Annotated in this window: 20 protein-coding genes, 1 tRNA gene and 1 pseudogene; 11 read left to right on the top strand and 11 right to left on the bottom strand. The window is 70.9% G+C overall.

Translation table 11 applies throughout. From position 1 onward, the window contains the following. A complete protein-coding gene (locus tag DVK44_RS20150; RefSeq protein WP_114660906.1) occupies positions 1-1,023 on the bottom strand; it encodes a sigma-70 family RNA polymerase sigma factor in 1,023 nt (340 codons plus the stop codon). Positions 1,024-1,562: 539 nt separating this feature from the next. Further along, entirely contained in the window at positions 1,563-2,381 is an 819-nt protein-coding gene (locus tag DVK44_RS20140) for a dioxygenase family protein (protein WP_228447278.1), read from the bottom strand. Between the two features lie 157 nt (positions 2,382-2,538). Between DVK44_RS20140 and DVK44_RS20135 the strand changes: the two genes are divergently transcribed. Next, positions 2,539-3,066, top strand: a complete 528-nt coding sequence (locus DVK44_RS20135; RefSeq protein WP_408055407.1) for a MarR family winged helix-turn-helix transcriptional regulator — start codon at positions 2,539-2,541, stop codon at positions 3,064-3,066. A 109-nt stretch (positions 3,067-3,175) separates the two neighbouring features. Here the strand turns inward: DVK44_RS20135 and DVK44_RS20130 are convergent, their stop codons facing one another. Together DVK44_RS20130 and DVK44_RS20125 are read right to left on the bottom strand one after the other, a co-directional pair. Further along, positions 3,176-4,717 carry an MFS transporter gene (locus DVK44_RS20130; RefSeq protein ID WP_114660905.1) on the bottom strand — a complete coding sequence of 514 codons (1,542 nt, stop codon included), beginning with the start codon at positions 4,715-4,717 and terminating at the stop codon, positions 3,176-3,178. 228 nt (positions 4,718-4,945) lie between these two features. After that, positions 4,946-5,680 carry a TetR/AcrR family transcriptional regulator gene (locus DVK44_RS20125; RefSeq protein WP_408055338.1) on the bottom strand — a complete coding sequence of 245 codons (735 nt, stop codon included), beginning with the start codon at positions 5,678-5,680 and terminating at the stop codon, positions 4,946-4,948. Positions 5,681-5,957: 277 nt separating this feature from the next. On the opposite strand from DVK44_RS20125, the gene DVK44_RS20120 reads away from it, so the two are divergent. Next, complete coding sequence (locus tag DVK44_RS20120) at positions 5,958-7,322, top strand: M6 family metalloprotease domain-containing protein (RefSeq protein WP_114660903.1); 1,365 nt, start codon at positions 5,958-5,960, stop codon at positions 7,320-7,322. A gap of 72 nt (positions 7,323-7,394) precedes the next feature. Here the strand turns inward: DVK44_RS20120 and DVK44_RS20115 are convergent, their stop codons facing one another. Further along, the gene (locus DVK44_RS20115; protein ID WP_114660902.1) at positions 7,395-9,044 is read right to left on the bottom strand and encodes a penicillin-binding transpeptidase domain-containing protein; all 1,650 of its coding nucleotides are present in this window, start codon (positions 9,042-9,044) and stop codon (positions 7,395-7,397) included. Positions 9,045-9,164: 120 nt separating this feature from the next. Next, a complete protein-coding gene (locus DVK44_RS20110) occupies positions 9,165-9,758 on the bottom strand; it encodes a TetR family transcriptional regulator (protein WP_228447277.1) in 594 nt (197 codons plus the stop codon). Between the two features lie 159 nt (positions 9,759-9,917). On the opposite strand from DVK44_RS20110, the gene DVK44_RS20105 reads away from it, so the two are divergent. From DVK44_RS20105 to DVK44_RS20095, 3 genes are all read left to right on the top strand, one after another. After that, entirely contained in the window at positions 9,918-10,679 is a 762-nt protein-coding gene (locus DVK44_RS20105) for an NADPH-dependent F420 reductase (RefSeq protein WP_114660900.1), read from the top strand. Positions 10,680-10,800: 121 nt separating this feature from the next. After that, complete coding sequence (locus DVK44_RS37220; protein ID WP_228447276.1) at positions 10,801-11,400, top strand: helix-turn-helix transcriptional regulator; 600 nt, start codon at positions 10,801-10,803, stop codon at positions 11,398-11,400. A 223-nt stretch (positions 11,401-11,623) separates the two neighbouring features. Continuing rightward, on the top strand, positions 11,624-13,882 hold the full coding sequence (locus tag DVK44_RS20095; protein WP_114660899.1) for an MMPL family transporter: 2,259 nt from the start codon (positions 11,624-11,626) through the stop codon (positions 13,880-13,882). Positions 13,883-15,168: 1,286 nt separating this feature from the next. Here DVK44_RS20095 and DVK44_RS20085 read toward each other — a convergent pair. Then, positions 15,169-15,645 (bottom strand): annotated as a pseudogene (locus DVK44_RS20085) (GtrA family protein); the annotation flags it as partial. A 180-nt stretch (positions 15,646-15,825) separates the two neighbouring features. On the opposite strand from DVK44_RS20085, the gene DVK44_RS20080 reads away from it, so the two are divergent. Together DVK44_RS20080 and DVK44_RS20075 are read left to right on the top strand one after the other, a co-directional pair. Continuing rightward, positions 15,826-16,989, top strand: a complete 1,164-nt coding sequence (locus tag DVK44_RS20080) for a sensor histidine kinase (RefSeq protein ID WP_114660897.1) — start codon at positions 15,826-15,828, stop codon at positions 16,987-16,989. A gap of 211 nt (positions 16,990-17,200) precedes the next feature. Then, a tRNA-Arg gene (locus DVK44_RS20075) sits at positions 17,201-17,273 on the top strand. Positions 17,274-17,376: 103 nt separating this feature from the next. On the opposite strand, the gene DVK44_RS20070 is transcribed toward DVK44_RS20075, so the two are convergent. After that, a complete protein-coding gene (locus tag DVK44_RS20070) occupies positions 17,377-18,444 on the bottom strand; it encodes an ABC transporter permease (protein WP_114660896.1) in 1,068 nt (355 codons plus the stop codon). After that, positions 18,441-19,352: an ABC transporter ATP-binding protein gene (locus DVK44_RS20065; protein ID WP_228447647.1), complete on the bottom strand. Its 912-nt coding sequence runs from the start codon at positions 19,350-19,352 to the stop codon at positions 18,441-18,443. Before DVK44_RS20065 ends, DVK44_RS20070 begins: the two co-directional genes overlap by 4 nt. Positions 19,353-19,742: 390 nt before the next feature. On the opposite strand from DVK44_RS20065, the gene DVK44_RS20060 reads away from it, so the two are divergent. Beyond that, on the top strand, positions 19,743-20,930 hold the full coding sequence (locus tag DVK44_RS20060; protein WP_228447275.1) for a sensor histidine kinase: 1,188 nt from the start codon (positions 19,743-19,745) through the stop codon (positions 20,928-20,930). A 17-nt stretch (positions 20,931-20,947) separates the two neighbouring features. Next, entirely contained in the window at positions 20,948-21,601 is a 654-nt protein-coding gene (locus DVK44_RS20055) for a response regulator (protein ID WP_114660894.1), read from the top strand. Positions 21,602-21,656: 55 nt separating this feature from the next. Here the strand turns inward: DVK44_RS20055 and DVK44_RS20050 are convergent, their stop codons facing one another. Together DVK44_RS20050 and DVK44_RS20045 are read right to left on the bottom strand one after the other, a co-directional pair. Next, positions 21,657-22,661, bottom strand: a complete 1,005-nt coding sequence (locus DVK44_RS20050) for a phosphorothioated DNA-binding restriction endonuclease (RefSeq protein ID WP_114660893.1) — start codon at positions 22,659-22,661, stop codon at positions 21,657-21,659. A gap of 97 nt (positions 22,662-22,758) precedes the next feature. Continuing rightward, on the bottom strand, positions 22,759-24,105 hold the full coding sequence (locus tag DVK44_RS20045) for a hypothetical protein (RefSeq protein ID WP_114660892.1): 1,347 nt from the start codon (positions 24,103-24,105) through the stop codon (positions 22,759-22,761). Positions 24,106-24,414: 309 nt separating this feature from the next. Here DVK44_RS20045 and DVK44_RS20040 point away from each other — a divergent pair, with 309 nt between their 5' ends. Together DVK44_RS20040 and DVK44_RS20035 are read left to right on the top strand one after the other, a co-directional pair. Then, positions 24,415-25,257 (top strand): MerR family transcriptional regulator, encoded by an 843-nt coding sequence (locus DVK44_RS20040; protein WP_114660891.1) that lies wholly within the window; start codon positions 24,415-24,417, stop codon positions 25,255-25,257. Positions 25,258-25,356: 99 nt separating this feature from the next. Further along, the gene (locus DVK44_RS20035) at positions 25,357-25,797 is read left to right on the top strand and encodes a hypothetical protein (RefSeq protein WP_228447274.1); all 441 of its coding nucleotides are present in this window, start codon (positions 25,357-25,359) and stop codon (positions 25,795-25,797) included. Positions 25,798-25,911 lie beyond the last annotated feature (114 nt).

The following is a 25,911-nucleotide window of genomic DNA, read 5'->3' as shown; positions in this document are numbered from 1 at the left end:
TCACGCCGCCGCGTCGAAACCTGTGTCCCGAGCCATCTTTTTCAGCTCCATCAGAGCATGCTTCTCGATCTGCCGGATCCGCTCGCGCGTCAGGCCGTGCTGCTTGCCGACCTCGGTCAGGGTGCGCTCGCGGCCGTCGACGATTCCGTACCGCATCTTGATGATCGAGGCGGTGCGCTGGTCGAGCTTGCCGATCAGATCCTCCAGCTCCTCGCTGCGCAGCAGCGTGAGGACGGACTGCTCGGGCGAGACGGCGGAGGTGTCCTCCAGCAGGTCACCGAACTGCGTGTCGCCGTCGTCGTCCACCGACATGTTCAGGCTGACCGGGTCACGGGCCCAGTCGAGGACGTCCAGGACGCGCGCCGGATTCGAGTCCAGCTCGGCGGCGACCTCGGCGGGCTCCGGGTCCCGGCCGTGCTCCCGGTTGAACTCGCGCTGCACACGGCGGATCCTGCCCAGCTCCTCCACCAGGTGGACGGGGAGCCGGATCGTGCGCGACTGGTCGGCTATGGAGCGGGTGATGGCCTGGCGGATCCACCAGGTCGCGTACGTGGAGAACTTGAAGCCCTTGGCGTAGTCGAACTTCTCGACCGCGCGCACCAGGCCCGCGTTCCCCTCCTGGATCAGGTCGAGCAGGGGCAGGCCGCTGCGCGGATAGCGCCGGGCGACGGCCACCACAAGGCGGAGGTTGGAGCGGATGAAGACGTCCTTGGCACGCTCCCCCGCCTCGTACAGCGCCTCCAGCTCCTCCTTCGAGGCACCGGCCGAACCGCTCTCGACCTCCCCGTCGAGTATCTTCCGGGCGTAGACCCCGGCCTCGATGGTCTGGGACAGCTCGACTTCCTTCGCGGCGTCGAGCAGCGGTGTGCGCGCTATCTCGTCGAGGTACATGCCGACCAGGTCGCGGTCGGCGATCTCCCCGCCTCCAGCGCGAACACTGCTTGCCGCTTTCGTCCCACGGGAGCCGGAACCGGAGGCACCGGAGGCAGAGGTGGAACGACGGGCGACGGCACGGGTTGCCATGCTGAGCTCCCTTGCTGAACTGAGTAGTCGCGACACCCTCCCGGGTGCCCTGCATCCGTTGGAAACAACGACTGGAATCCGGACAGAATTCCCCTCCGGTGCGGAGATTTTCTGATCATGCAGTACCCTGTGCCGCGAACCGGGGAGAACAGGTGTCGTACGTACGTACAGAAGTGCAGGTCAGGCCGGGCGAGGAAGCCGATCTTGAGGCGCTGACCGACCTCTACAACCACTACGTGCGTGAGACTGCCATCACCTTTGACACCACCCCTTTCACCCCCGATCAGCGGCTTGGCCGGCTGCGCTCTCACCCGGAAGACGGGCCGCACCGGCTTTTGGTTGCTCAGGATGTCGCGTCTGCCCGCATTCCGGGATACGCGACCAGCAGCGCCTTCCCCGGCCCCGGCGGCGCCGCTCTCAGTTCCGGAGGCGCCGTCCCCGCGTCCGTCACATCGGCACGTACGACGAGGCGGGGCGGAAATTCGACGGGTACGGGGATGCGGCGTGGTACGGGAAGCGCCCCGGCGCCGCCGCGCCGGTCAGCCGAACTGCACTGATCTCTTCGCCATCCCCATCCAGAATCCGTCGATGACGCTCCGCCCGCTGCCCAGCTCGTCCTGCGACGCGCCGAGCGTGACGAAGAGGGGGGCGAAGTGCTCCGTGCGCGGATGGGCCAGCCGGCCGGCCGGGGACTTGTGCTCGAAGTCGAGCAGCGCGTCGATGTCCTGGTCCGCCAGCGCCCGCGCGCCCCAGTCGTCGAACTCCGAGGACCAGCCGGGCACCCCTCCGCCGGTGTGCCGCAGCGCGGCCAGGTTGTGGGTGAAGAAACCGCTGCCGACGATCAGCACGCCCTCGTCCCGCAGCGGCGCCAGCCGCCGCCCGACCTCAAGCAGCTTGCGCGGGTCCAGCGTGGGCAGGGATATCTGGAGCACGGGGATGTCCGCGTCGGGGAACATCTCCACGAGCGGTACGTACGCCCCGTGGTCGAGCCCCCGGTCCGGCACGTCCTGTACGGGCGTCCCCGGGACGCGCAGCAGCTTGCGCACGGAGTCCGCGAGCCCGGGCGCGCCGGGCGCGTCGTACCGCACCCGGTAGTAGTGCTCCGGGAAGCCCCAGAAGTCGTACACCAGCGGTACGGGCACGGTCGCGCCGAGTGCGAGCGGGGCCTCCTCCCAGTGCGCGGAGACCATCAGGATCGCCTTGGGGCGGGGCAGGTCCGCGGACCAGGCGGCCAGTTCGCCGGGCCAGACCGGGTCGTCCGCGAGCGGCGGGGCGCCGTGGGAGAGATAGAGGGCCGGCATGCGCGTCGGCGCGGGCTCGGCGTCGGTGCGCGCGGTGGCGGTACTCATGGCGGTCATGGCGACTCCCCGGTCCGGATTCTCGGCCCTGCTGTCACGGCCCTCAATGGCTGTAGACAGCTATGGGCAGCTGTTGACGGGGCCTATACTTGAATCCTCAAGCATTGCCCCGCGCTCACCCTATCCGCATTTAATTTAACTTTCAATGACGAGTAGAGTGGAGAGCATGACCATGGCATCCACCGGCAGCGACAGCGACCAGGAGCCGCGCTGGCTCAGCGACGAGGAACAGCGTGTCTGGCGCGTATACCTCCACGCGACCACGCTGCTGGAGGACCATCTCGACCGGCAGCTCCAAAGGGACTCCGGTATGCCGCACATCTACTACGCACTGCTCGTGCATCTCGCGCAGGCGCCGCGGCGTCGGATGCGGATGACGCAGCTGGCGATGGACGCGAAGATCACCAGATCGCGGCTCTCGCACGCGATCGCGCGGCTGGAGAAGCACGGCTGGGTGCAGCGCGAGGACTGTCCCTCCGACAAGCGCGGCCAGAACGCGTTCCTGACGGACGAGGGCGAGAAGGTGCTCCAGCGCGCCGCGCCCGGCCATGTGGCCGCCGTACGGCAGGCGCTCTTCGACCGGCTCTCGCCGGAGCAGCTGGGGCAGCTCGGGGAGATCATGCGCGTGATGGCCGACGGGCTCCAGCCGGAGGGTACGGGCGCGGATCTGCCCTGGCGCCGCTGAGTTCGCGGCCGTACCAGGGCAGATCCGGTTTCTGTTCTGTTGTTGTTCTGTTGTGCCGTGCTGTTCAGTTACGTACGTACGGTGCCCGTCCGCCGTGCCGCCGTCGCCGTCAGTGCATCGCCACCGGCAGCACCAACTCGTCCTCGGCGCCGTCGCCCGCTCCGCCCGAAGCGGCCGGGGAGGTGCCGGGGCGACCGGTGTTGATGAAGGTGACCGCGATCGCCGAGGCGACGACCAGGATGCCGACGGCCCACCAGATCGCGCTGGAGAAGCCGGCCACCAGGCCCTGGAGGGCGAGCAGCTTCTGATCGTTCGCACCCGCCGCGTGCGAGGCGAGGTACGAGGTCGTGGCGGACGCGGCGATCGTGTTCAGCAGCGCCGTCCCGATCGCGCCGCCCACCTGCTGCGAGGTGTTCACCATCGCGGAGGCGACGCCCGCGTCGCGCGGCTCGATGCCGTGCGTGGCCAGCGACATGGCCGGCATGAACGCCGTACCCATGCCCAGTCCGAGCAGCAGCTCCGCCGGCAGGATCAGGGTCGTGTACGAGGAGCCGATCTCCAGCTGGGTGAGCAGCAGCATGCCGACGGCGGCGACCAGGAAGCCGGGGCCCATCAGCAGCCGCGGCGGGACGCGGGTCATCAGCCGGGCGCCGATCTGGGTCGAGCCCGTGATCATGCCGACGATCATCGGCAGGAACGCGAAGCCCGTCTTGACCGGCGAGTATCCCTCGACGACCTGGAGGTAGTAGGTCAGGAAGAGGAACAGGCCGAACATGCCGATGATGGCGAGGCCCAGCGAGAGGTAGACACCGGCGCGGTTCCGGTTGGTGACCACGCGCAGCGGCAGCAGCGGGTTCTTGACCCGCGACTCGACGGCGACGAAGAGGCCCAGCAGGACCGCGGAGGCGACGAAGAGCGAGATGGTCGTGATGTCGCCCCAGCCGTCGGACTCGGCGCGCGTGAAGCCGTACACCAGCGAGACCAGACCCAGCGTCGACAGGACGACACCGGGGATGTCCAGCGCGGAGCGGTTCCGGCCGCCCGCGGGCTCCCGGATCACGAAGTACGCGCCGAGCGCGGCCACGACGGCGAACGGGATGTTGACGAAGAACGTCCAGCGCCAGTCCAGGTACTCGGTGAGGAAGCCACCGAGGATCAGACCGACGGCGCCACCGCCACCGGCGATCGCACCGAAGATGCCGAACGCCTTCGCCCGCTCCTTGGCGTCGGTGAAGGTCACCGCGAGCAGCGACAGCGCGGCCGGCGCGAGCAGCGCGCCGAAGACACCCTGGAGCGCGCGGGCGCCGAGCAGCACCGCCTCGCCGTTGGCGGCGCCGCCGATGGCGGACGCGGCGGCGAAGCCGATCAGGCCGACGACGAAGGCGCGCTTACGGCCCCACAGGTCGGCGATACGGCCGCCGAAGAGCAGCAGACCGCCGAAGGCGAGGGCGTACGCGGTGATGACCCACTGCTTGTTGCCGTCCGATATCCCCAGGTCCTGCTGGGCGGAGGGCAGCGCGATGTTCACGATCGTCGCGTCGAGCACGACCATCAGCTGGGCGACGGCGATGAACACCAGCGCCTTCCAGCGGTTCGGATCGGGAAGCGCGGCTCCCGCGTCGGGGAGCCTCTTCTCGGCTGTTTCTGACATGGAGGTAGCCACCTAAGGGTACGGAAGGGCGAAATAGGTACGTAAGTACAGGCGACGCTGCGGGACTTACGAAGTCATGGCGGGGCCGTGTCGAGGCCGTGACGGGTCATGGAACCCGCGCTCATCGACTCGTCGATTCGTCAGCTCGTCGACTCAGCCGCGCGGGTTCTCTACGGGGCTCGCACACTTGTGCGTGCTCGTGTGTTTCGTGTGGCTCATGGGCTCACCTCACCGGGCGGTGGGCAGCAGGTCCTCCGTGGTCGCGGCGGTTCCCGGCAGTACGGAGCGGGCGGGGGCCGCCATACCGTCGAGAAGCAGCTGGATGTGCCGGTGGGTGAACCGGTCCAGGTTCAGGCACGCCGAGTCCGGCAGCGGGCGGGTGAGCTGGGACAGCGCCATCATCACGTCGGTGACGGTGACATCCGTACGCAGCTGGCCGGCCACGCGCGCCCGCTCCATCAGACGCTCGGCGAGCCCTTCGAGCCGCTCCCGCTCGGCTCGCGTATCCGGGCGGTCCTGCTCGAAGGTCTCCGAGAGCATCGGGCAGAGCGCCCCGATCCGCTCGTCGGCCGACGCGTGCACGAAGCGGCACAGCGCGCCGAACGGGTCGGGCCGCTCGGACGCCGCGTCCTCGGCGAGGAGCCGCTCCGCGATGTCGGCCGTACGGGACATGACCGACCGGACGACGCCGTGGATGAGGGCACGACGGTCGGGGAAGTGGCGGTACAGGGTGGCGTTGCCGATGCCGGCGCGCCGGGCGATCTCGTCCAGCGGCGCCTCTGAACCGTACTCCACGAACATCTCGCGTGCCGCCGCGACGATCCGCTCCCGGTTGCGCAGGGCGTCCGCGCGCGGCCGGGTGACGCGGCGGGCCGCGGCGGGCGCCGCCGCCTGGGACGCCGCTCCGGACGCCGCCTCTTTGGACGCCGTTCCGGCTGCCGTGGTGTCGCTGACGGTGGTCACGTGTCGCGCTTCCTTCATCCTTCGGAGTCTTCGTCAAGCTTCGGTGAACCCTTGGCAATGCCCAGGTAAACGGGGAACACCTCCCCGTTTCTCGGGGACACAGGTGCAAACGGGGAGCCCCTCCCCGGATATTTCACGCCCTCATGTGATCTGGATCACAAGGGTGGAAGAACCCACGATCGGCGCACCCAGCGGGCGCCGACACGCCGACCGACGGAGGGTGATCGAACGGAGAGCAGTCAGAACCGCCGACTGCCGCGCGACCGAAGGCGGCCGGATGCAGCAGAGGCGTGGGATAGGCAGAGCCGGCGGACGTGCCGGCGGCGAGTGGACCAAGAGAAGTGACCACGACAGCCACAGCGCGGGCAGTACGCGCAGCACCCGCAGTACGCACACCACCCGCAGGCTCGGCGCCCTCGCCGGCCTCACCGCGCTCGCCCTCGCCGCCCTGACCTCGGCGAGCGGCACCCTCCCGCACCCCACCCGCGCCTCCGCGGGCCCCGGAGGCAGCACCGGCTCGGCGCTCGGCCCGTGCCGTATCGCCGCCGCCACCGCCGTCCAGATGTCGGAGGGGCTGCCCACCCCGGCCGGCTACTCCCGCTCCACCGGGCGGATCCGCGCCCTCAACCTCATGATCGACTTCCCGGACGCGGTGGGCCCGGTGAAGGCGACGGAGCGGCTCGCCGAGTTCTTCCCGCAGACGTCCGAGTGGTTCAGGACCAGCTCGTACGGGCGGCTCGACTACCGCGCCGAGGCCCCGGTCCGGGACTGGCTGCGGATGCCGATGCCGTTCGCGGAGTACGGGATCGAGCGCGGGTCACCGTACGAGCCCGGCTACCGGCGGCTCGTCGAGGACATCGTGGCCGCCACCGACACGGACGTGGACTTCAGCGCGTACGACCTGGTGAACATCCTGGTCACACCCAACGCCGGGCCGTCGGCGCTGGACACCGTCCTGTCCGTGACGTTCTCCGGCAACGCCGACGCGCCGCACGCGGACGGGGTGCCGCTCGCCAACACGTCCTTCGTCTACAGCCGCCAGGACGACGGCTCCGGCTCGTACGTCGACACCGGCTACCGGGTGCTGCCGCACGAGAACGGCCATGTCTTCGGCCTCCCCGACCTCTACACGGCGGAGGGCGGCGGCGCGGTCGGGCACTGGGACATCATGTCCGAGGACTGGGGCGCCAACAACGATCTGCTGGGCTGGCACAAGTGGAAGCTCGGCTGGCTCGACGACGAGCAGATCGGCTGCGCCTCGGAGCGGGGTTCGAGCGACTTCCTGCTCTCCCCGCTGGCGCTTCCCGACGGCCCGAAGATCGTCTTCGTACCGGTCTCCAAGGAGTCGGGGTACGCGGTCGAGGTACGGACCCGGGCGGGCAACGACGAGGCGGTCTGCGCGCCGGGCGTCCTCATCTACCGCGTCGATTCGGGCGTGGACACCGGGCGCGGCCCGGTGACGGTCTCGGACAGCAGGGAGAACAGCGGCGGCTGTACGCGGCGGCCCAACGTGCACGCGGAGCTGTCGGACGCGCCGTACGGTCCCGGGACGTCCTTCACCGACAAGGAGAACCGGGTGCGGATCTCGGTGCTTTCGCGGGAGCCGGACGACAACTTCCTGGTACGGGTGGAGCGTTCCTGAGCGTTCCTGAGTGCCTGAGCGATCCTGAGGGATCCACGGCCCTCCGTCCGGCCGCTCGGAGGGCCGTGGCCGTCAGTCGATGACGCCCTTCAGGAACTTCGCCGCGATCGGTCCGGCGTCCTTGCCGCCCGAGCCGCCGTCCTCCAGCAGCACCGCCCACGCGATGTCCTGCTCGCCCTGGTAGCCGATCATCCAGGCGTGGGTGCGCGGCGGGGTCTCCTCGCCGAACTCGGCCGTGCCGGTCTTGGCGTGCGGCTCGCCCGAGAGGTCCTTCAGCGCCGCGCCCGAGCCAAAGGTGACCGTCGCGCGCATCATCTCGCGGAGATCCGCCACGACCGCCGCGTCCAGGGCGGCGGGGGCCTCGTACGGCTTCTTCACGCCGTCGGGCACGAGCACGGGCTGCTTGAACGTGCCGTCCTTGACCGTCGCCGCGATGGAGGCCATCACCAGCGGGGACGCCTGGACGCGTGCCTGGCCGATGGCGGAGGCGGCCTTGTCGTTGTCGCTCGTGGCGACGGGCACGCTGCCGTCGTACGTGCTGATGCCGACGTCCCACGCGCCGCCGATGCCGAACGCCCCGGCCGTGTCGTGGAGGGCCGCGTCCGAGAGCTTGGCGCGCGAGTTGATGAAGAAGGTGTTGCAGGACTTGGCGAACGAGTCCTTGAAAGTGGCGCCGTCGGGCAGCGTGAACTGGTTCTGGTTCTCGAACTTCTGGCCGTTCACCTCGGCGAACTTGGGGCAGTCGCCCGGGTCGGCCGGTCTCAGGCCCTCCTTGAGGAGCGCGGCGGCCGTGACGACCTTGAAGGTGGAGCCGGGCGGATAGCGGCCTTCGAGGGCGCGGTTCATGCCGCCGGGGTTGTTGGCGGCGGCGAGGACATGCCCGGTGGAGGGCTGGATGGCGACGATGGCGGCGTTCTTCGTGACGCCGTCCAGCGCCTCGGCGGCGGCTTCCTGGACCTTCGGGTCGATGGTGGTCTTCACCGGCTTGGCCTCGGCGCCCCCGACCTCGGTGAGCCGCCGCACGGCCTCCCCGGACTGACGGTCCACGATCGCGACGGACTTGGCGCCGCCTCCGCCGCCGGTGAGCTGCTTGTTGTACCGGGCCTGGAGTCCGGAGAGCCCCTTGCCGCTCTCGGGGTCGACCGCGCCGACCAGGGAGGGCGCCCGCAGTTCGTCGCCGTTGGTGTCGAGCACGGCGGCGCGCTTCTTGGACTGGAGGGCGAGGGTCTGTCCGGAGGTCAGCTTCGGATGGATCATGGGAGAGGTGAACTCGACCTCCCATTTCCCCTGCTTGGGGACGACCTTGGCCTCGGACTCCCATGTGTAGCCGCCGGCGTCGGGGATGGCCATCTCGACGGTGAAGGGGATGTAGACCTCCCCTTCCATCTTCTTCCCCGAGCCCGCGGAGATGGTGGTCTTCGACGGCTTCAGATTGGTCATGACGGACTTGATGAGCGATTCCGCGTTGCTGGGCGTGTCCGTGAAGGAACCGGCCGCCTCGGCGTCGCCCGACTCCCACGCGCCGAGGAACTTCGTCAGCTGGTCGGTGGCCGCACGGACCTCGGGGTCCTCGCCGGAACCGCCCGCCAGGGCCACGTATCCGCCATAGCCGACTCCCGTGATCGCCGCGACCGCCACCAGCGTCGCTATGAGGGGACGACGGCGGGAACGCGACGCGTCACTCCTGGAACGGTGGTTGCGGTGATCGCTCTCGTGCGCCATGAGAAGCAGACTAATCGCCCGCTCCCTCTTGCCACTCCCGAACAGGTGATTCAAGACAGGCAATCCGGGATTCGAGACAGAACCTGTGCTGTCCGAGGCTCGTGCGCACCGGAAGCCCGGTTACCCGATCGTCAGTGCGGCGAATGCCTCGTCCAGGAGGTCGACGAGGTCCAAGTCGCCGTCGGACACGATCCAGTGGTCGAGGGCCGTGTTCAGACACTCCAGCGCCGCACCCGCCCGTACCGACAGCGCCACCGTGAACGGCCGTGCCGGGTCGGTGCGTTCGGCGAGGGCGCCGACAAGGAGCGGGCGCCAGCTGTTCTGCTTCTCGCGCTGCCGTGTGCACAGGGCCGGGGTGCCCATGATGAGGCGGGTGGTGGCGAGCGCCTCGGCCGGGTCCAGGCGGTACGGCTCGACGAGGACGTCGAGCGAGCGCCGCAGCGCCGTCCAGTCGTCCTCGTCGGCCGGGCGGTCCCGCAGGGCGTCGGCGAGCTGCTCGCCCTGCGCGTCGAGGGCGCCGAGGACGGCGTCCTCCTTCGTACCGAAGTACCGCAGGAAGGTGCTGCGGGACACTCCCGCCGCCGCGGCCAGATCACTGACGGTCACCTTGTCGAAGCCCTCGCGGCGGATCAGGTCGTAGGCGACCTGCGCCAGCTCCGACCGCACGGCGGCCCGTGCGATGTCTCTCGTTCTCGTACGCGGTCCAGCGTTCACCTCGCGCATCCTACCTCTCACCCGGATCCGGCTCGCATACGTGAGCTACAGTAGCCAGTATGACACTGAGTTTCAGTTATCGTCATTGAGTCATTACTGAAGCACTGACGCAGTACGCCGTCGGTGTCATCGGCACCATCGCAATGGAGGCATGAAGCCATGACCAAGACCCTCGGACTCATCGGCGCCGGCAACATCGGCAGCGCGCTGGCCCGGCTCGCCGTCGCCGCCGGACTGGACGTCGTCCTGAGCAACTCCCGCGGCCCCGAGACCCTCGCGGACCTCGTCACCGAACTCGGCCCGCGGGCCCGCGCGGCCACCCCCGCCGAGGCCGCCGAAGCCGGCGACCTGGTGGTGGCGACCGTCCCGCTGAGCGCCTACGACAGGCTTCCGGCCGCCGCCCTGGCCGGTAAGACCGTGATCGACACGATGAACTACTACCCGGACCGCTTCGGCCCCATCGCCGCGCTGGACGAGGCCGGCCCGGCCGCCCCGGCCTCCAGCGTGCTGGTGCAGCGGCACCTCGCCGGGGCGAAGGTGGTCAAGGCGTTCAACAACATCGACTTCGTACGGCTGTTCACCCTCGCCCGGCCCGCCGGTGCCGCCGACCGCAGCGCCCTGCCGATCGCGGGTGACGATGCCACGGCCAAGGCGGAGGCGGCGGCGCTGCTGGACGTCCTCGGCTACGACTCGGTCGACATCGGCACCCTCGCCGACAGCTGGCGCAGCCGGCCGGGCACCCCGGTCCACGTCGACCCGTACTTCACCGCGAAGCCCGCCACGGGGCTGAGCCAGGAGGAGATGTACGGCTGGTACGTGAAGACGCCCGGAACGCCGGTCCCCGCCGAGCGGGTCGCGGCCCTGGCCGACGCGGCCGTCCACCCGGCGGCTGTCGACCCCACCGCCCCCGGCCAGGTCTGACCGGCGCGGAGCGGGCCCCGGAACGTACCGCGATCGCGGTACGGCGGGTGTCCACGGTGAGGCGACGCCCGAGGGGCCCCCGAGAGGCGTACCGCGCCGGACCGGCTCCGGCGACGAGGCCATGCCGACCGAGCCCCTCCCCGGTCTGTCCCGGCTGGGCCAGCTGCTCGAATCGTTCACCTCGGCCGGTCTGGCCATCCGGCAGCGGACGGCCGGGCGGCCCCGCCCACTGCCGCCCGCCACGGATCCGGCCGCGTACCGGATCATCCAGGAGGGCCTCACCAACGCGCACAAGCACGGCCGGGACCACGAGGTACGGCTGCTGCCGGCGTACGGTCCGGGCGCGTTGGACATCACCGTCCGCAACGCGATGCGCGCCGGACCGGCGCCTGCCGGCGGCACCGGGCTCGGGCTGGGGCTGACGGGTATGCGGGAACGCGCCCGTGCGACCGGGGGTTTCCTGTCCGCGGTGGCGCGCCCGGCGCACCCCGGCATGGACCGGCTCACCAAGCGGGAGCGCGAGGTGCTCGGGCTGGTCGCCGGCGGGCTGTCCAACGACGACATCGCGCGGCGGCTGTACGTATCGCCGCACACCGCGAAGACGCACGTCAACCGCATCATGACCAAGCTGGGCGCGCGCGACCGGGCGCAGCTCGTCGTGGTCGCGTATCAGACGGGGTTCACCCGCTTCTGTCGTCACCTCTGGCGTCCCGGGGTGTAGCTGGCTACACCCCGCGTCGGAGCTGGGCTACACCCCGGGTTCGGGAGGGTGGTCCCTCGTGGCGGAGCGCGCGGAACGGGATCGTAGAGACCAGTGAGGCACGGCGTCCCCGGTCCTGGACCGAGGCGGACGGAACGCGCCTCCCCGACTTCTTCTGCGCTGTCTTTCCCCGTTGCTGTCCTTCCCCGTTCTTGTTCCGCCGATGTGGAGGCTCCTGACCGCCATGGCTACTGTCCTGTATCACGTAGGCCGTATCGCTTTCCGGTGGCGATGGTTCGTCACCCTGCTGTGGGTGGCCGTTCTGGGGGCCGTCGGTTTCGCGGCGACCCAGGCGTCCGAAGCGCCCGACGACGGGTTCGCGATGCCGGGGATCGAGTCGCAGAAGGCGTTCGACCTCCTCGACGAGCGCTTCCCCGGATCGGGGGCGGACGGGGCGAGCGCCCGGATCGTGTTCATCGCGCCGAACGGGGAGAAGGTCACCGCCGCGAAGAACAAGGCGGTCATCAACGACCTGGTCAAGGACGCCGCGGACGGCCCGCAGGTCGCCGGAGCCGTCAACCCCTTCCAGGCGAAGGCGGTCAGCGAGGACGGCACCACCGCGTACGCCACCGTCTCCTTCAAGACCGCCGCCGACGACCTGACGGACGCCGGCAAGGAGCATCTGGAACGCGCCGTCGAACAGGCCCGGGACGCGGGTCTGACGGTCGAGACAGGCGGGGACGCCCTGGCGACCCAGCCCGCCGCGGGCGGCTCCGCCGAGGCCATCGGTATCGCGATCGCGGCGGTGGTCCTGCTGATCACCTTCGGGTCCATGGCCGCGGCCGGGCTGCCGCTGCTCACCGCCGTCATCGGTGTCGCCGTCAGCATGACCGCCATTATCGCCCTCGGCACCACCTTCGGGCTCTCCCTCACCAGCGGCACCCTCGCCTCGATGCTCGGCCTCGCCTGCGGCATCGACTACGCCCTCTTCGTCGTCTCCCGCTACCGCGAGGAACGCGCCAAGGGCCGCGCGCCGAGGGAAGCCGTGGGCATGGCCGTCGGTACGGCCGGATCCGCCGTCGTCTTCGCCGGTCTGACCGTCGTCATCGCGCTGGCCGGCCTGGCCGTCGTCGGTATCCCCATGCTCACCAAGATGGGCCTCACCGCCGCCGGAGCCGTTCTCGTCTCCGTCGTCATCTGCCTCACCCTGGTCCCCGCGCTCCTCGGCTTCTGGCCCAACGCCGTGCTCTCCCGCCGGGTCCGCAAGGGCAAGAAGCCCCGCCGTACGAAGACCGACAGCGCGGGCAACGTCAAGAACGCCAGCAGCCGCTGGGCGAGCCTGGTCGTACGCCGCCCCCTGCCCATCCTCATCCTCGGCGTCGTGGGCCTCGGCGCCCTCGCCGTCCCGGCCGCCGACCTCCAGCTCGGGATGCCGGGCGACGAGGCCAAGCCCACCTCCACCACCGAACGCCGTGCCTACGACGCGCTGGCCGACGGCTTCGGGCCCGGCTTCAACGGCCCGCTGGTGATCGTCGTCGACGCCAAGGGAGCGGACGACCCCAAGGCCGCCGCCGCCACGGTCGGCAAGCGCATCGCCGGAACGAGCGGGATCGTCTCCGTATCGCCGGCGCAGTTCAACCCGGCCGGTGACACGGCGATCATCTCCGCGACCCCGTCCACCAGCCCCACCGACTCCAGGACCATCGACCTGGTCAAGTCCATCCGCGCCGAACGCGGCGGCATCGAGGCCGAGGCCGGCGCGACGTACGAGGTCACGGGCAGCACGGCGATGAACATCGACGTCGCGAAGAAGTTCCAGGACGCCCTGATCCCGTATCTGATCGTCGTCGTCGGACTCGCGATCGTGCTGCTCATGCTGGTCTTCCGCTCGATCCTCGTCCCGCTGAAGGCGGCGGTGGGCTATCTGCTCTCCGTCCTGGCGGCCCTGGGCGTGGTCGTCACCGTCTTCCAGAACGGCCACGGCGCGAGCCTCCTCGGTGTCGAACAGACCGGCCCGATCATGAGCATGATGCCGATCTTCCTCGTCGGGATCGTCTTCGGACTGGCCATGGACTACGAGGTCTTCCTCGTCTCCCGTATCCGCGAGGCGTACGTGCACGGCGAGCGGCCCGCGGAGGCGATCGTCTCCGGGTTCCGCACCAGCGGCCGGGTGGTCGTCGCCGCCGGACTGATCATGGTGGCGGTCTTCTCCGGATTCATCGGCGCCAGCGAGTCCATGATCAAGATGATCGGCTTCGGTCTCGCCATCGCCGTCCTCTTCGACGCCTTCGTGGTCCGCATGGCCATCGTCCCGGCCGTACTCGCCCTCCTCGGCGACCGCGCCTGGCACCTGCCGCGCTGGCTCGACCGGCTCCTGCCCAGCATCGACGTCGAGGGCGAGGCAATCACCCGCAAGCACCCCGCCCCCACCGACCAGGGCGACGGACAGGGTCGGGGCAACGACCACGACAACCCTGAGCGCACGCTCACCCTGACCCACTGACCGACTGACCACCTCAGTAACCAACTGACCACCCAGACCGGGGCCACCATGGCGGTATCGGCCCCGCACTCGCCGAACCCGTGGGGACGGGGAACGGCGAGCCCCAGGCCCGGCGGCGAGCACTTGACTCGCCGCCGGGCTTACGGGTGTCAGCGGGCGGGGACACCGGGCGGCCGGCCGGCTCCCCCAGCGGCTTGAGGGCGGCCACGGCAGGCATCGGCGGTGGTGGCGGTGCCCTTGGGAGTGGCGGTGCCCGTGGGGGTGGATGAGGTCGTCGAAGTGGAACAGCAGCTCCTGGTCCAGCCACTCGCCTGCGGAGGAGGCCGAGTTGGGCCCGCCGCAGGGGAGGTCTCCCCCACACCGGGGCTCGGGCGGCGGCAGTTGGGGGTACGGGGTTGGGCGTACGGGGGCCGGGTTCCAGCCGTAGGGACGGCGTGGGTGCGGCGGAAACGTAACTCGTCAGGTGCCTGGCAGGCCCCTGGGTTCCCGATCTCCGCAACCGGCCTCAGGTAGCGCGCCGCCTCCTCGGCTGCCGCCGTAGTACACCGCGAGGATCAGCCGCTCCGTGGCGGGGTCGAGAGGCGAGGACGGACGGGCCGATAGAGCAACAACGGGCCTATCAGGTAAGGGCGTTCACGGTCCGATGTGGACATGGGCCGCCCACGGCAAGGGCGTGGCAGGGGTGTCGGTCCCTGGCCTGGGACACGGCGTCCCGGCTCGCCCGTACCCCGTACAGGAGGAGCGCGTCGGGCAGTATCCGGGGCAGCAGGCCGGCCTCGGCGTCAGCGCCGGGCGGCGGCGGCGTCCCGGGCGCTTCGGGGACCGAGAACAGCAGAAAGCGGGCGGCGCGCCCGGCGCCCGGGCCCGGAGCGCGAGCGGGGGCGCGCAGCGTCGGGGCGTACGAGGAGACCACGCGGGCCTCCTGCCCGATGCTCCCCGGACGAATGTGAGGCTGCTCTACGTCATACCCGCGCTGTGGTGGCGCCGGCCGGGCTCATCGTGCCGATCACCTGGGCGGGCGCCTGGCGCCAAGGCCGCCTGACTGTGGGCGACTTCGCGGACCTCGTGGAATCCGTGGTCGACCTCCACGGGCGCGACCCGGCCGTCGCCTTCGGGTTCCCCTGCGAGGCCCGACCGGACCGGGAGACCGGCCTGGAGTTCACCCGTACGCCCCGCAAGGGGACCTGCCAAGCGGTGGCCGTAGCCACAGCCGTAGCCATGGCCGATCGGACAGGGACACCTCGCTGAACCGGGATGGACGGAACCGCCCTCTCACCGTCCGCCGGGGCCTGGCTCCGGCCGACGGCGAACACGTACAGCCGCAGCACCAGAAAGCGTCCGATGCCCGCGAGCCCGGAGGCGCCGAGGTAGACGGCCTGCTCGCGCAGCGTTCCGGCCGACGGCTGCATCAGGTGCAGGATGAGCATCGCGACGGTGGTCACCCCGTACGCGGCCGAGGCCGATCCCGCCGACTGAAGGTGCTGCCGCCATCCGGCACGGCGCCCGGCCCCGAAGGTGAAGCGGGCGTGGAGTTCCGTGCACAGGACGGTGGAGGCGACCGTGATCAGCGCGTTCGCGACCGCCCAGGGCATCAGCGCGGCGAGCGGGGAGACGGCGAAGCTGGAGGCGACACCGACGCCGCCACCGAACAGTACGAACCGGGCGAAGGAAGCGAACGGACCGGGCGCGGCCGGGGCTGCCGAGGCTGCGGCCAGAGCTGCGGCCGGGGCTGCCGGGGTGGCCGTGGCCCGGTGCGACTTCATGGGATTTCCTTCCGGCACGATGAACGGTGAACCTCGCGGATCAACTGCGTTCAACGGTGCCGTCACCCGCCCGCCGGTACGAGGAGTGTCACTCCCGAACCCATGGTGTAGCGGGCTACACCCCGAACCGGGTGCCCGCTCTCCCGCCCCCGGGTGAAGCGAGGAATTAGCCTGATCAGCATGCGAAACACAGTGCGACAGGCGGCTCGGGCCACAGTGCAGCTCGCGGGAGCCACGGCCCTGGGCTTCTTCTCGTACCTGTTCGTCACCGTGCTGCTGTTCTCGGCCGCCGGCACCCTGCTGGTGGTGGGTGCCGGGCTGCTGCCCGAGGCGGTGCTCCTGGTGCGCCGGGTGGCGGGCGCGAAGCGGACCCAGGTGGAGGCGTGGACGGGGAAGAAGATCCCCGAGGCGTACGCGCCCCTGACGGGTCCGCTCCGGGAGCGGCTGCGCACGGCGGTCCGCGACCCCGGTACGCGCAAGGATCTGCGGTGGATGGCCGCCTACTACGTCTACGGTCTGCTGCTGTTGCTGGCGGTGCCTCTGTGGCTGGCGGGGCTGCTGGTCGACGGCGTGCTGTGCGGACTGCTGCGCCGGAAGGCGGTCGTCCTGCCGCTGATCAGCCGGCTCGCGGACCTCGACGCCGCGTGGTCGACCACCCTGCTCAAGCCCTCGCCGAGCGCGCTGCTCGCCGAACGCGTCGAGGAGCTGACCGCCACCCGGGCCGGCGCGATCGCCGCGCACGGCGCCGAACTGCGCCGTATCGAAAGGGACTTGCACGACGGTACGCAGGCCAGGCTGGTATCGCTGTCCATGCGCATCGGGCTGGCGAAACGCGCGTACGACCGCGACCCGGACGGCGCGCGCCGGCTGCTGGACGACGCGCAGCACCAGGCCGAGGAGGCACTGACCGAGCTGCGCCACGTCGTACGCGGCATCCACCCGCCGATCCTCACCGACCGCGGCCTCGCCGGCGCGGTACGGGCCCTGGCCGCGAGCAGCGGTCTGGATGTCACCGTACGGGTCCAGGGCCTGGAGGACGGCGCCGAGAGCGGCGCCCGCGTCCCGGCGGCGGTCGAGGCGGCGGCGTACTTCGTCGTGGCCGAGGCACTGACGAACGCGGCCAAGTACAGCGGCTCCGCGACCGCCGAGGTATGGCTGGCCGGCACCCGTACCGGCCTGGTGGTCATGGTCCGCGACGAGGGCCGCGGCGGCGCCGACGAGACGGCCGGCTCCGGCCTGGTCGGCATGCGCCGCCGGGTCGCCGCACTCGACGGAACGGTCACGGTGACAAGCCCGGCGGGAGGCCCGACGGTGATCGACGTGGAACTCCCCTGCGTATGGTGACCTCCTGCGCGAACAGGTCCAGCAGACGAAGCCGTTCATCCCGCAGTCACGTACCCGGCCAAGGCCGAGCCGGCCGAACCACCAACCACCGCAACACCACCCCACCCCATCCGCTACGCTGTCCTGGGCTGACCTCAGCGGCAGCCCGGGACCTTGCTCAAGCGAGACGGAATATCACCCAGAGTATTCCTCCACGCTCCACGCAAGCCCCGCCTTCGTAGCTCAGGGGATAGAGCACCGCTCTCCTAAAGCGGGTGTCGCAGGTTCGAATCCTGCCGGGGGCACACGGTGAAGTTGCAGGTCAGAAGCCTTTCCGCGGGTATGGGCGGAAAGGCTTCTGCGTTCTTGTGGGCTGTGGGGGTTCTGGGTTCAGGGCTCGTGTGGGGGTTACAGCGGTTGTTTGCGGCCTCGTAGGAGGATGCATGTGGTCAGGGCCGCGGTGAGGGTCAGGATGATGGCGGCGCCCAGGTACTGCATGGTGGGCATCTGGGAGATCGGCAGGTAGTCCTTCCAGAGGCCGACGATGTCCTTGGCCTGGAGGCAGGCGGTGCGGGCGGTGTCCTCGGTTTCGCTGAGGCAGGTCATCCAGTCCAGGCGCTCGCCGGAGCCGGTGAGGAAGCCTGTGCCCTCGCCCGTCTCCACGGCGCCCGAGGGTAGTTTGGGGTCCGGGAGTTCCTGGCCGGCGGTGCCGCGGGACTCGGCGGTGAGGATGGTTCCGAGGTCCAGGCGGAAGCGGGACCACACCACCTGGAGGGCGGCGACGATGCCCAGGGTGGCCACCATCGACACCAGGGTGCGGCGCAGCACCAGGCCCGCCGCCGCGCCCACGGAGAAGGCCAGCAGTGCCAGGGCCACCGGGACGATGCCCGTGTTGTCGAAGAAGGTGCCGCTGGTGAAGCTCATCGTGTCGCGGTGGCTCACGGGCCGCCACCACCAGCCGAATACGGCCGACAGCAGCGCGGTCAGCGCGGCGACCACGACCCCGGTCAGCGCGAGCTTCGTGACGATCCAGCGCGTACGGCTGACGGACTGCGCCGTGACCAGCCGGGCGGTGCCCGTCTCCAGGTCGCCGGCGAAGAGCGGGGCGCCGATGAAGACGCCGATCAGGAGCGGCAGGTAGCCGAGGTACTCGCCGACACTCCACATGCGTTGGGCGTGCGACTCGAAGGAGTCCGTCTGGTCGGGGGTCGGGGCCGAGGTGTTCTCGCTGGCCAGGAAGCCCATCAGGTCCGCGCGCAGGTACGCCATCAGGCCCACCGCGACGGCGGTCACGGCGATCAGGGTCAGGAACGCGGCCCGGTGCTGGCGCCAGACGAGCCACAGCATGCCGGCGAGCCGGGCCGGGCCCCGCTGGACGGCGGTCGGGACGGTTCCGGTGGGGCCGGTATTTCTGGTGGGGCCCTTGGTTCCGGTGGGCTGCTGGTTCTGGCCGCCCTGCCTGGTGTCGGTGCTCATGCGGCCGCGTCCTTGGTCGTCGGGTTGTTGGCAATGGCGTCGGCTATGTCGCCCACCCGCGCGCTGGGGCAGATCAGCGGCGGCGCCTCCGGTGAGCGCAGATAGCCGAGGAGCAGGTCCTCCAGTCCCGGCGTCCGGCCCGCCCGGGAGGCCGGGGGTACGGGTGGCGGGCCCTCCAGCCGTACGAGAGTGACCGCGCGGCCCGCCGCCCCGCTGGTCTCGACCACGCGGTGGCCGCCGACCGCCGCCGGGACGTCCGCCGGGCCGCCGTCGATCAGCGTGTGCGCGGCGAGCAGCTCGTGCGCGTCGCCGGCCAGTCGCAGGGAACCGTCCGCGATGACGAGCAAGTAGTCGCACAGGTCCTCCAGTTCGGAGAGCATGTGGGAGGAGATCAGCACCGTGGTGCCGTGCGCGGCGGCCTCCGCGGCCAGGGCCAGCGTCAGCTCCTTCCGTACCAGCGGATCGAGATCGGCCATCGGCTCGTCGAGAACCAGCAGGTCGGGGCGCTTGCCGAAGGCCAGGGCGAAGGCGACACGGGTGCGCTGGCCGCCGGAGAGGGTGCCGACCCGTGCGGTGAGGGGTACGTTGCCGGCCCGGACGATGGCCTCCGCCGTCGCCCGGTCCCAACTCGGGTTCAGCCGGGCGCCCATGAGCAGCGTCTCCGCCACGGTGAAGCGCCGGAACAGCGGCTTGTCCTGCGACAGGAAGGCGGTCCGTAGACTGCCGTCCGGCGAGTGCGCCTCCGCGCCGAACACCCGCAGCCGCCCGGCGGTCGGCCGCGCCATACCGGTCACAAGGCTCATCAGGGTGCTCTTCCCGGCGCCGTTGGGGCCCACGAGCCCGCAGATCCGCCCGGCCGGAAGCCGGAAGGAGCAGTCCCGCAGCGCCCAGCCGCGCCGGTACTCCATTCCCAACCCGTATGCCTCCACGGCCGGTTCACTCCACCGGGGCCGCGTCGTCGGCGCGGCGGCCCACTCGGTCCGCCCGTCCCACTCAGCCCGTCCGTCCCACTCGTTTCTCTCCGGTGGATGGATCGGGTGGCCCGAAGGGGGGAGAGCGCTCATGTCATGCTCCTGCGTGTGATGGAGAACGGAACCGGGGTCCGCCCGACAGAGACGACTCTGCCCGCGCGCCGAGCGCTACGGATCCGGCGAAAGACAGATCCCTCGCGCTCCTCTACGACTTTCGGCCGAGCCCGAGCCCAGCCGCGAGCGCAGCCGCCGAACGGCCCCGTCCTCCGCTGGACCCGCACGGGGCTCCTGCTGGCCCGGGGCGGATGGCTGCTCTGGCTGGCCGTGGTGGGGACGGCTCTGGTGTACGACTACCGGACCGCGCGGTTCGGTCCGTACGACGCCGACCTCATCAAGCTGTCCCTCGTCCTGGCCGCCGGGGCGGTCGTCGTCGTGTCCCCGTGGCTCGGCGCCCGGGCGCTCCCCGCGGTCGCCTGCGCGGTCGGGGCGGCGTCGCTGGGCTTCACCCTCGCCATGTACGCCCTTGACCGTGTCTCCCCCGGCTTCCCCTACTTCCACAGCCCGTACGGACTCGCCGAACCAGCCGCGCTGCTCTGGCTGTTGCTGGTCGTTCCCGTACGGGCACGACGGGAGTGGACGGGATGGATCGCCCCTCCCCTGCTGTGGACGGCGATCATGCTCCGGCCGCTGGCGCTCGGCCTGGGCGGCGACCGGATGATCACCATGGTCACGATGTTCGCCTTCGGCTCGACGGCCGTCCTCGGTATCGGTGTCACCTGGCGGCTGGTCATGACGGAACAGCGGCGCCAGGCGTCGACGCTGCGCCTGGAGCAGCGCACCGAGTTCGCCCGCGACCTGCACGACTTCGTCGCCCACCACGTGACCGGCATCGTCGTACAGGCGCAGGGCGCCCTCGCCGTCGCGGAGCGGCGGCCGGAGCTGATCCCCCCGTCGCTGGAACGGATCGAGCGGGCCGGCACGGAGGCGCTGACCTCCATGCGGCACATGGTCGGCATGCTGCGCGACACCGAGGGGCAGCCGGCGCTGGCGCCCCTGGCCGGGATCGACGAGATCGACGCGCTGGTCGAGGGGTTCGCCGGGGTCGGCGGCGCACGGGCCCGGCTCGACCGGGAGGGCACGTTCGGCGATCTGCCGGTGGAGGTGACCACCACCGCGCACCGGGTGGTGATGGAGGCCCTGACCAACATCCGTAAGCACGCCCACGGTTGTACGGAAGTGACCGTACGCGTGGCCCGGTCCACGGCCGCAGAAACGGGAACCGGCGGCGGTAGCGGCAGCGACATTCTCACCGTACGCGTCACCGACAACGGCCGGCCGCGTCACACCGTCGTCGGCGGCGTGGGCGGCAGCGGCGGCGGTTTCGGTCTGCGCGGGCTGGCCGAGCGCGTCGGTCTGATCGGCGGCCGTATCCAGGCGGGCCCGGTCACGGGCGGCGGCTGGGGTGTCGAAGCCGTCCTGCCTGTCCTCTCCTCTTCTTCAGTCCCCTCCCACTGACCCACCGGAGCCGCCCGATGACCATTCGCGTACTGATCGCCGACGACCAGGCCATGGTCCGCGCCGGATTCTCGATGATCCTCGCCGCCGAGGACGACATCGAGGTCGTCGCCGAGGCCGCCGACGGGCTGGAGGCCGTCGAACTAGCCCGCCTGCACCGCCCCGACGTCGTCCTGATGGACATCCGCATGCCCCGCCTCGACGGCCTCGAAGCGCTCCGCCGTATCAACCGGCCCGGCGCCGTCAACCCGCCGAAGGTCGTCGTCGCCACCACCTTCGACGACGACGAGTACGTCCACCGCGCCCTCCGCGACGGCGCCGCCGGATTCCTGATCAAGGACTCGGGCCCCGCCCTGCTCGTCGAGGCGATCCGCGCCGCGGCCTCCGGCGAGGCGCTGGTCAGCCCCTCCATCACCGTACGGCTGCTGCGCGGCCTGCACCGCCCCGCGACCGATGCCCGGCGGGCGCAGAGCCCGCTGTCGGCCCGCGAGCTGGAGCTGGTACGCCTCGTCGCCCGGGGGCTGACCAACGCGGAGATCGCCGCCGAACTCTCCATCTCCATCGGCACGGTGAAGACCCATCTCGGCAACGTGCAGACCAAACTGCCCGCCCGCAACCGCGTGGAGATCGCCGCCTGGGCCTGGGAGACCGGCGTCCTCGACCGGACGTGACAGGTGACAGTGACAGTGACAGCAGGTCCGTACCATACGGCTCACGCCGCCCGGCTCACATCACCGCCGCGCCCGGCCGCTTGAAGACCTGCCGCCCGTGCCAGACCACGAACTCCTTCGATACGGGCGGATGTCCCGGCCGGGTCGGCGCGACAGGGCGGCCGTGCAGGGCGTCCACCGCGCGGCCCGCCTCGCTCCTCGTGACGTACAGCCGCGACACCTGGATCCGCGGTCCGGCGGACGGGCCGGGGACCAGGCCCAGGACGCCCAGGTCGAGGAGTGTGTGGTGCAGGGAGCAGAGGGCCAGCCCGTTGTCGACGGCGTCCGGGCCGTCCTGGCTGTGCCAGCGGACATGCGCGGCCTCAAGTCCGACCGGGTGACGGCCCAGCGCGCCGTCGAAGCCGCAGAAGGCACAGGCGTAGGCGTACGCGTGGAGCACCTCCTCGGCGAAGCCCGCCCGCCGCGCCCGTCGCGCCGGACGGGACAGGCCGGACAGGCCGGACGGAGCGGACCTGCCGGACGGGTCGGACAGCGGCGGTACAGCTGCGTACATCTCCTCGTCCAGCCCCGGCAGGTCCAGGCCCGCCGCGTCGCGGACGAGCGCCTCCAGCGCCGGGGTGAAGTGCTGTTCGAGCAGTTGCCGGGCGGCAGCGGCCAGTACGGCGGGGTCCGCCACCAGCGCCTCGACCTCCGGGCGGAGCCGGCCGTGCGCACCGCGCGCCCGGAGCTGGCCGCCCCGCTCCGGCGCGTCCGTGCCGATCGCCTGCCCCGTCGCGTCCCGCAGGTCCCACAGGGAGCGCTCCAGGTGGACGAAGGGCATCGCCGCCCGCTCCCGGGCCCGCGCGGGGCTTGTCACGGCCGGGCCGAAGTCGTTGATCAGCCGGCTGACCGGCTCCTCCGCCTCGTCGTACGTGACGGCCGTACCGCCCGGCGTACCGCCCGAGGCGGCGAAGCGGCCCAGCAGCCAGAGCAGCAGCAGGGGCTTGTGCGGAGCGCGACGGTCACCGATCCGCGCGCGGCGCAGGCCGGCCAGCTCACGGTTCAGTTCGTCGCGCTTCACTTGTCCGACTTCTGCTTTTCTGGACTTTCGCTTTTCCGGGCATCCGCTTTCCGGGCCGCTGATTCTCAGGTATCCGCGCCGCCGGTCGAGCTTTCCACTAGGTGCAGTTGATCTTCATCTGGGCCGCCGCGTGGTGCGCGCCCGTGCGTTCCTCGCTGCCGAAGTCCAGCCCCCGGTCCACCATTTGGACCGCGAATGTCCGGCCCTTTGCCGGGTAGCTGCCCACCCGCACCAGACTGCCGCGGTGCTTCGTCTGGACCACGGCGAAGCCGTCGTAGCCTGTGGCACTGTTCGCCGGGTCCTTGAGCACGCTGTAGACGGTCGGGTTGCCGGCCACATCGCGGGCCCGGCCGCTGTCCGGTACGTACACGGCGACGGCGCACCTCTCGTACGCCTTGTCGAGCGTCCAGGACCAGGTCGCGGTGGAGCCGGAGTCCTGGTCCTGCCGACCGGACATCGGTACGGCGGAGAATCTGCCGTCGCAGTAACTGCCCTTGTATCCGCCGGACTTCACCGTGTACCAGGCCGCGTCGCCGTTCTCGACCCGGCCGTGCTCGCGGTAGTGGCCCGTACTGCATCCGGGACCGGCCCACTCCTCGTACGCGGCTGCCCCCGCCCCGCCGGGCGCCGCCGAGCCCGCCTCCGAGCCGACGCCCGCGCCCGGGCCCGGTTCGGCCGAGGCGTCGCCGGACGGGTCGCCCGCGTTCGTCCCCATGCCGGCGCCCGGGTCCGCGCCGTTGCCCGTACCGTCGCCGACACCGTCACCCACACCGTCGCCGTCACCGGGGACGACGCCGGGGTCGATGCCGCCGCCTCCCAGGCCCGGCAGCTGGGGCGTATCGGCGCCGGGCAGCTGCGGGTTGGCGGTGCCGGCCACCGGGCCGTTGCCGCCGCCGGAGCTGTTGACCACGGCGACCGTGACGCCCAGGCAGCCGAGGGCCAGCACGGCGACGGTGATCAGTACGCGCTTGCGCGAGCGGCCCCGGCTGTACATGCTCCCCGGCGGGAAGTCCGGCGAGAACTCCGAGAAGACGCCCGCCTCCTCGCTCGCCGCGAGCGCCCGCTCGCGGTCGCGCGCGCGCTCGCGCGAGGCGTCGCGCTTCGACCGCCGCCGGACGCCCCGCCCGTTGCCGCCGCGTTCGCGGTTCCCGCCGCTCTCCGACTCCGCCCCGGGGACGCCCTGTTCGCCCAGCCGCGACGACTCCGCCAGCTCGTCGAAGGCCCGGCCCAGGGGCTGGCCCGGCATCTCATCGGGTATCTCGTGCCGCCTGGGGCCGGGCGCGACGCTTGCCGCCGCGGCGGCCGTCCTCGGCATCGTCATACCGGGAATCGGCGTCGAGCGCGCCTCAAGGCCGGTCCAGGCCGCCTGCGTGGCACCGGCGTCGGACCAGGGCCGGGTGTCGGCGGCATCGTTCCAGGGCTCCGAGCCCCCGGCGCCGCACACCTGGCACTCCGTGCCGGGCCGCGATTCTCCCCGGTCACTCCCGCACCGTTCACACCTCATATCGCATCACTATGAGGGATCGCGCCGTAACCCGAAAGCAAAAATGGATGATTGACGGTTTGACCTTTCTCTCTTTTGACCTTGGCCCCGCCATTGAACTCAACCTCGGTCCTGCCCGTGGTCCCGCCTCCTGTCGCGCGGACGCGCTTCGTTCGTACGTACGCTCCGGTGTTTGACCTTGTCCCAGGGGCAAGGCGCACGCTCTCCCCATCGGGCCGACAGCGGCCCGATGACGGAGGATGGGACCTCGTGGAACTGCTCACGATCGGTGACTTCTCGGCCCGTTCACGCCTCTCGCCGAAGGCACTGCGGCTGTACGACCGGCTCGGTCTGCTCGCCCCCGCGCGGGTCGACCCCGCCACCGGCTACCGCTGGTACCGCCCCGACCAGGTCGAACAGGCCCGGCTGGTGGCGCTCCTGCGGCAGCTCGACATGCCGCTGGCGCGCATCGCCGAGGTCGTCGCGCTGCCCGGTGACCGGGCCGCCGACGCGCTGGAAGCGTACTGGACGGACGTCGAGGAACGCCACGCGGTCCGGCGCGTGCTCGCCACCCATATCCGTGACCGACTCTCCGGCAGGAGTAGCCACATGTACGAGATCAGGACCATCGACGTGCCCGAGCGGACCGTGCTGGCCGAGCGCCGCCAGCTGCTCTCCGACGAACTGCCCCGCTGGATCCCGGCCGCCATCGGCCGCCTCACCGAAGCCGCCGCCGCGTACGGGGGCGTGACGGGCGTGCCGTACGTCGCGTACCACGCGGAGGTCGGCCCGGACAGCGACGGCCCGGCCGAGGCGTGCGTACCGGTCGCGAAGAGCGCGGCGGACGACACGGCGGCCGTCGCGGCGAACGGCACGGCGGCCGTCCCGGGCGCCACCGTACGCACCGAGCCCGCGCAGCGCCTGGCCTACGTCCGCATCACCAAGGCGCAGGTCGCGCACCCGCAGATCCTCTCCGCCTTCGAGGCGGTCGAGAAGTGGATCGACCGGCAGGGCCTGACCATCACCGGCCCGTGCCGCGAGATCTACTTCGCCGACTGGGACGCGGCCTCGGCCACGGACGAGGTCTGCGACGTGGCGTTCCCGATCGGCTGAGCCCCGGCCCGGTCCACTCACGCCCCGTCAACATCCGTTCGCTCTTGGCTACATAACGCCCTTGACACCTTCACCGGGAGAGCAAATGATCTTCATGAAATGATCATGCATGTGAAGAGAGAAGGCACTGTGCTCCGTTCCAACAAGTTGAAGCCCGCCGCCGTGGTGACCGTCGTCGCTGCAGCCTGGCTGCTCTCGACGGCTGGCCCCGCCGCAGCTGCGGCAACGACCCCCGGCGCGGTGTGCGGCTCCGGATATAAAGTCATCAACTCCAAAGACCTGGGCCCTGCGGTCATCTACCTGACCTACAACAGCAGCAACGGGTACAACTGCGTCACCACGATCTTGGATTCGTCGACCGGCGCAGCGATGTGGATGGGCGCCTCCATCCAGAAGTCCGGCGGGAGCGAGATCAAAGATTTCGGTGGGTACACCAAGTTCGCAGGACCTGTGTACGTGTCTGCGGCCAACACCTGTGTCAAGTGGGGCGGCGGTGTCCAAGATGTTGTCTGGAAGAGCGGTTGGGAGCACTGCGGCTGACAAGCCGCCGAGAGCTGCCATCACCTCCCTTTCGGTGGCATTGCAGCGGGTGCAAGACAGGGCGTGGTGGCCCGTGAGGGCTCCGTTTGCGGCCCCGCCCGCCAAGTGAATCGG

The organism is Streptomyces paludis (assembly GCF_003344965.1).
Lineage (GTDB): Bacteria > Actinomycetota > Actinomycetes > Streptomycetales > Streptomycetaceae > Streptomyces > Streptomyces paludis.
The sequence above is the reverse complement of the archived record's forward strand: the minus strand, read 5'-3'. Positions and strand labels throughout refer to the sequence as shown.

Excerpts from the sequence above, each read along its gene's own strand:
- DVK44_RS20120 (WP_114660903.1), top strand. The coding sequence starts at position 5,958 with ATGCAGCAGAGGCGTGGGATAGGCAGAGCCGGCGGACGTGCCGGCGGC.
- DVK44_RS37220 (WP_228447276.1), top strand. The coding sequence starts at position 10,801 with ATGCCGACCGAGCCCCTCCCCGGTCTGTCCCGGCTGGGCCAGCTGCTC.
- DVK44_RS20150 (WP_114660906.1), bottom strand. The coding sequence starts at position 1,023 with ATGGCAACCCGTGCCGTCGCCCGTCGTTCCACCTCTGCCTCCGGTGCC.
- DVK44_RS20070 (WP_114660896.1), bottom strand. The coding sequence starts at position 18,444 with ATGAGCACCGACACCAGGCAGGGCGGCCAGAACCAGCAGCCCACCGGA.
- DVK44_RS20095 (WP_114660899.1), top strand. The coding sequence starts at position 11,624 with ATGGCTACTGTCCTGTATCACGTAGGCCGTATCGCTTTCCGGTGGCGA.
- DVK44_RS20035 (WP_228447274.1), top strand. The coding sequence starts at position 25,357 with ATGATCATGCATGTGAAGAGAGAAGGCACTGTGCTCCGTTCCAACAAG.
- DVK44_RS20080 (WP_114660897.1), top strand. The coding sequence starts at position 15,826 with ATGCGAAACACAGTGCGACAGGCGGCTCGGGCCACAGTGCAGCTCGCG.
- DVK44_RS20130 (WP_114660905.1), bottom strand. The coding sequence starts at position 4,717 with ATGTCAGAAACAGCCGAGAAGAGGCTCCCCGACGCGGGAGCCGCGCTT.
- DVK44_RS20055 (WP_114660894.1), top strand. The coding sequence starts at position 20,948 with ATGACCATTCGCGTACTGATCGCCGACGACCAGGCCATGGTCCGCGCC.
- DVK44_RS20115 (WP_114660902.1), bottom strand. The coding sequence starts at position 9,044 with ATGGCGCACGAGAGCGATCACCGCAACCACCGTTCCAGGAGTGACGCG.
- DVK44_RS20105 (WP_114660900.1), top strand. The coding sequence starts at position 9,918 with ATGACCAAGACCCTCGGACTCATCGGCGCCGGCAACATCGGCAGCGCG.
- DVK44_RS20140 (WP_228447278.1), bottom strand. The coding sequence starts at position 2,381 with ATGACCGCCATGAGTACCGCCACCGCGCGCACCGACGCCGAGCCCGCG.
- DVK44_RS20065 (WP_228447647.1), bottom strand. The coding sequence starts at position 19,352 with ATGGAGTACCGGCGCGGCTGGGCGCTGCGGGACTGCTCCTTCCGGCTT.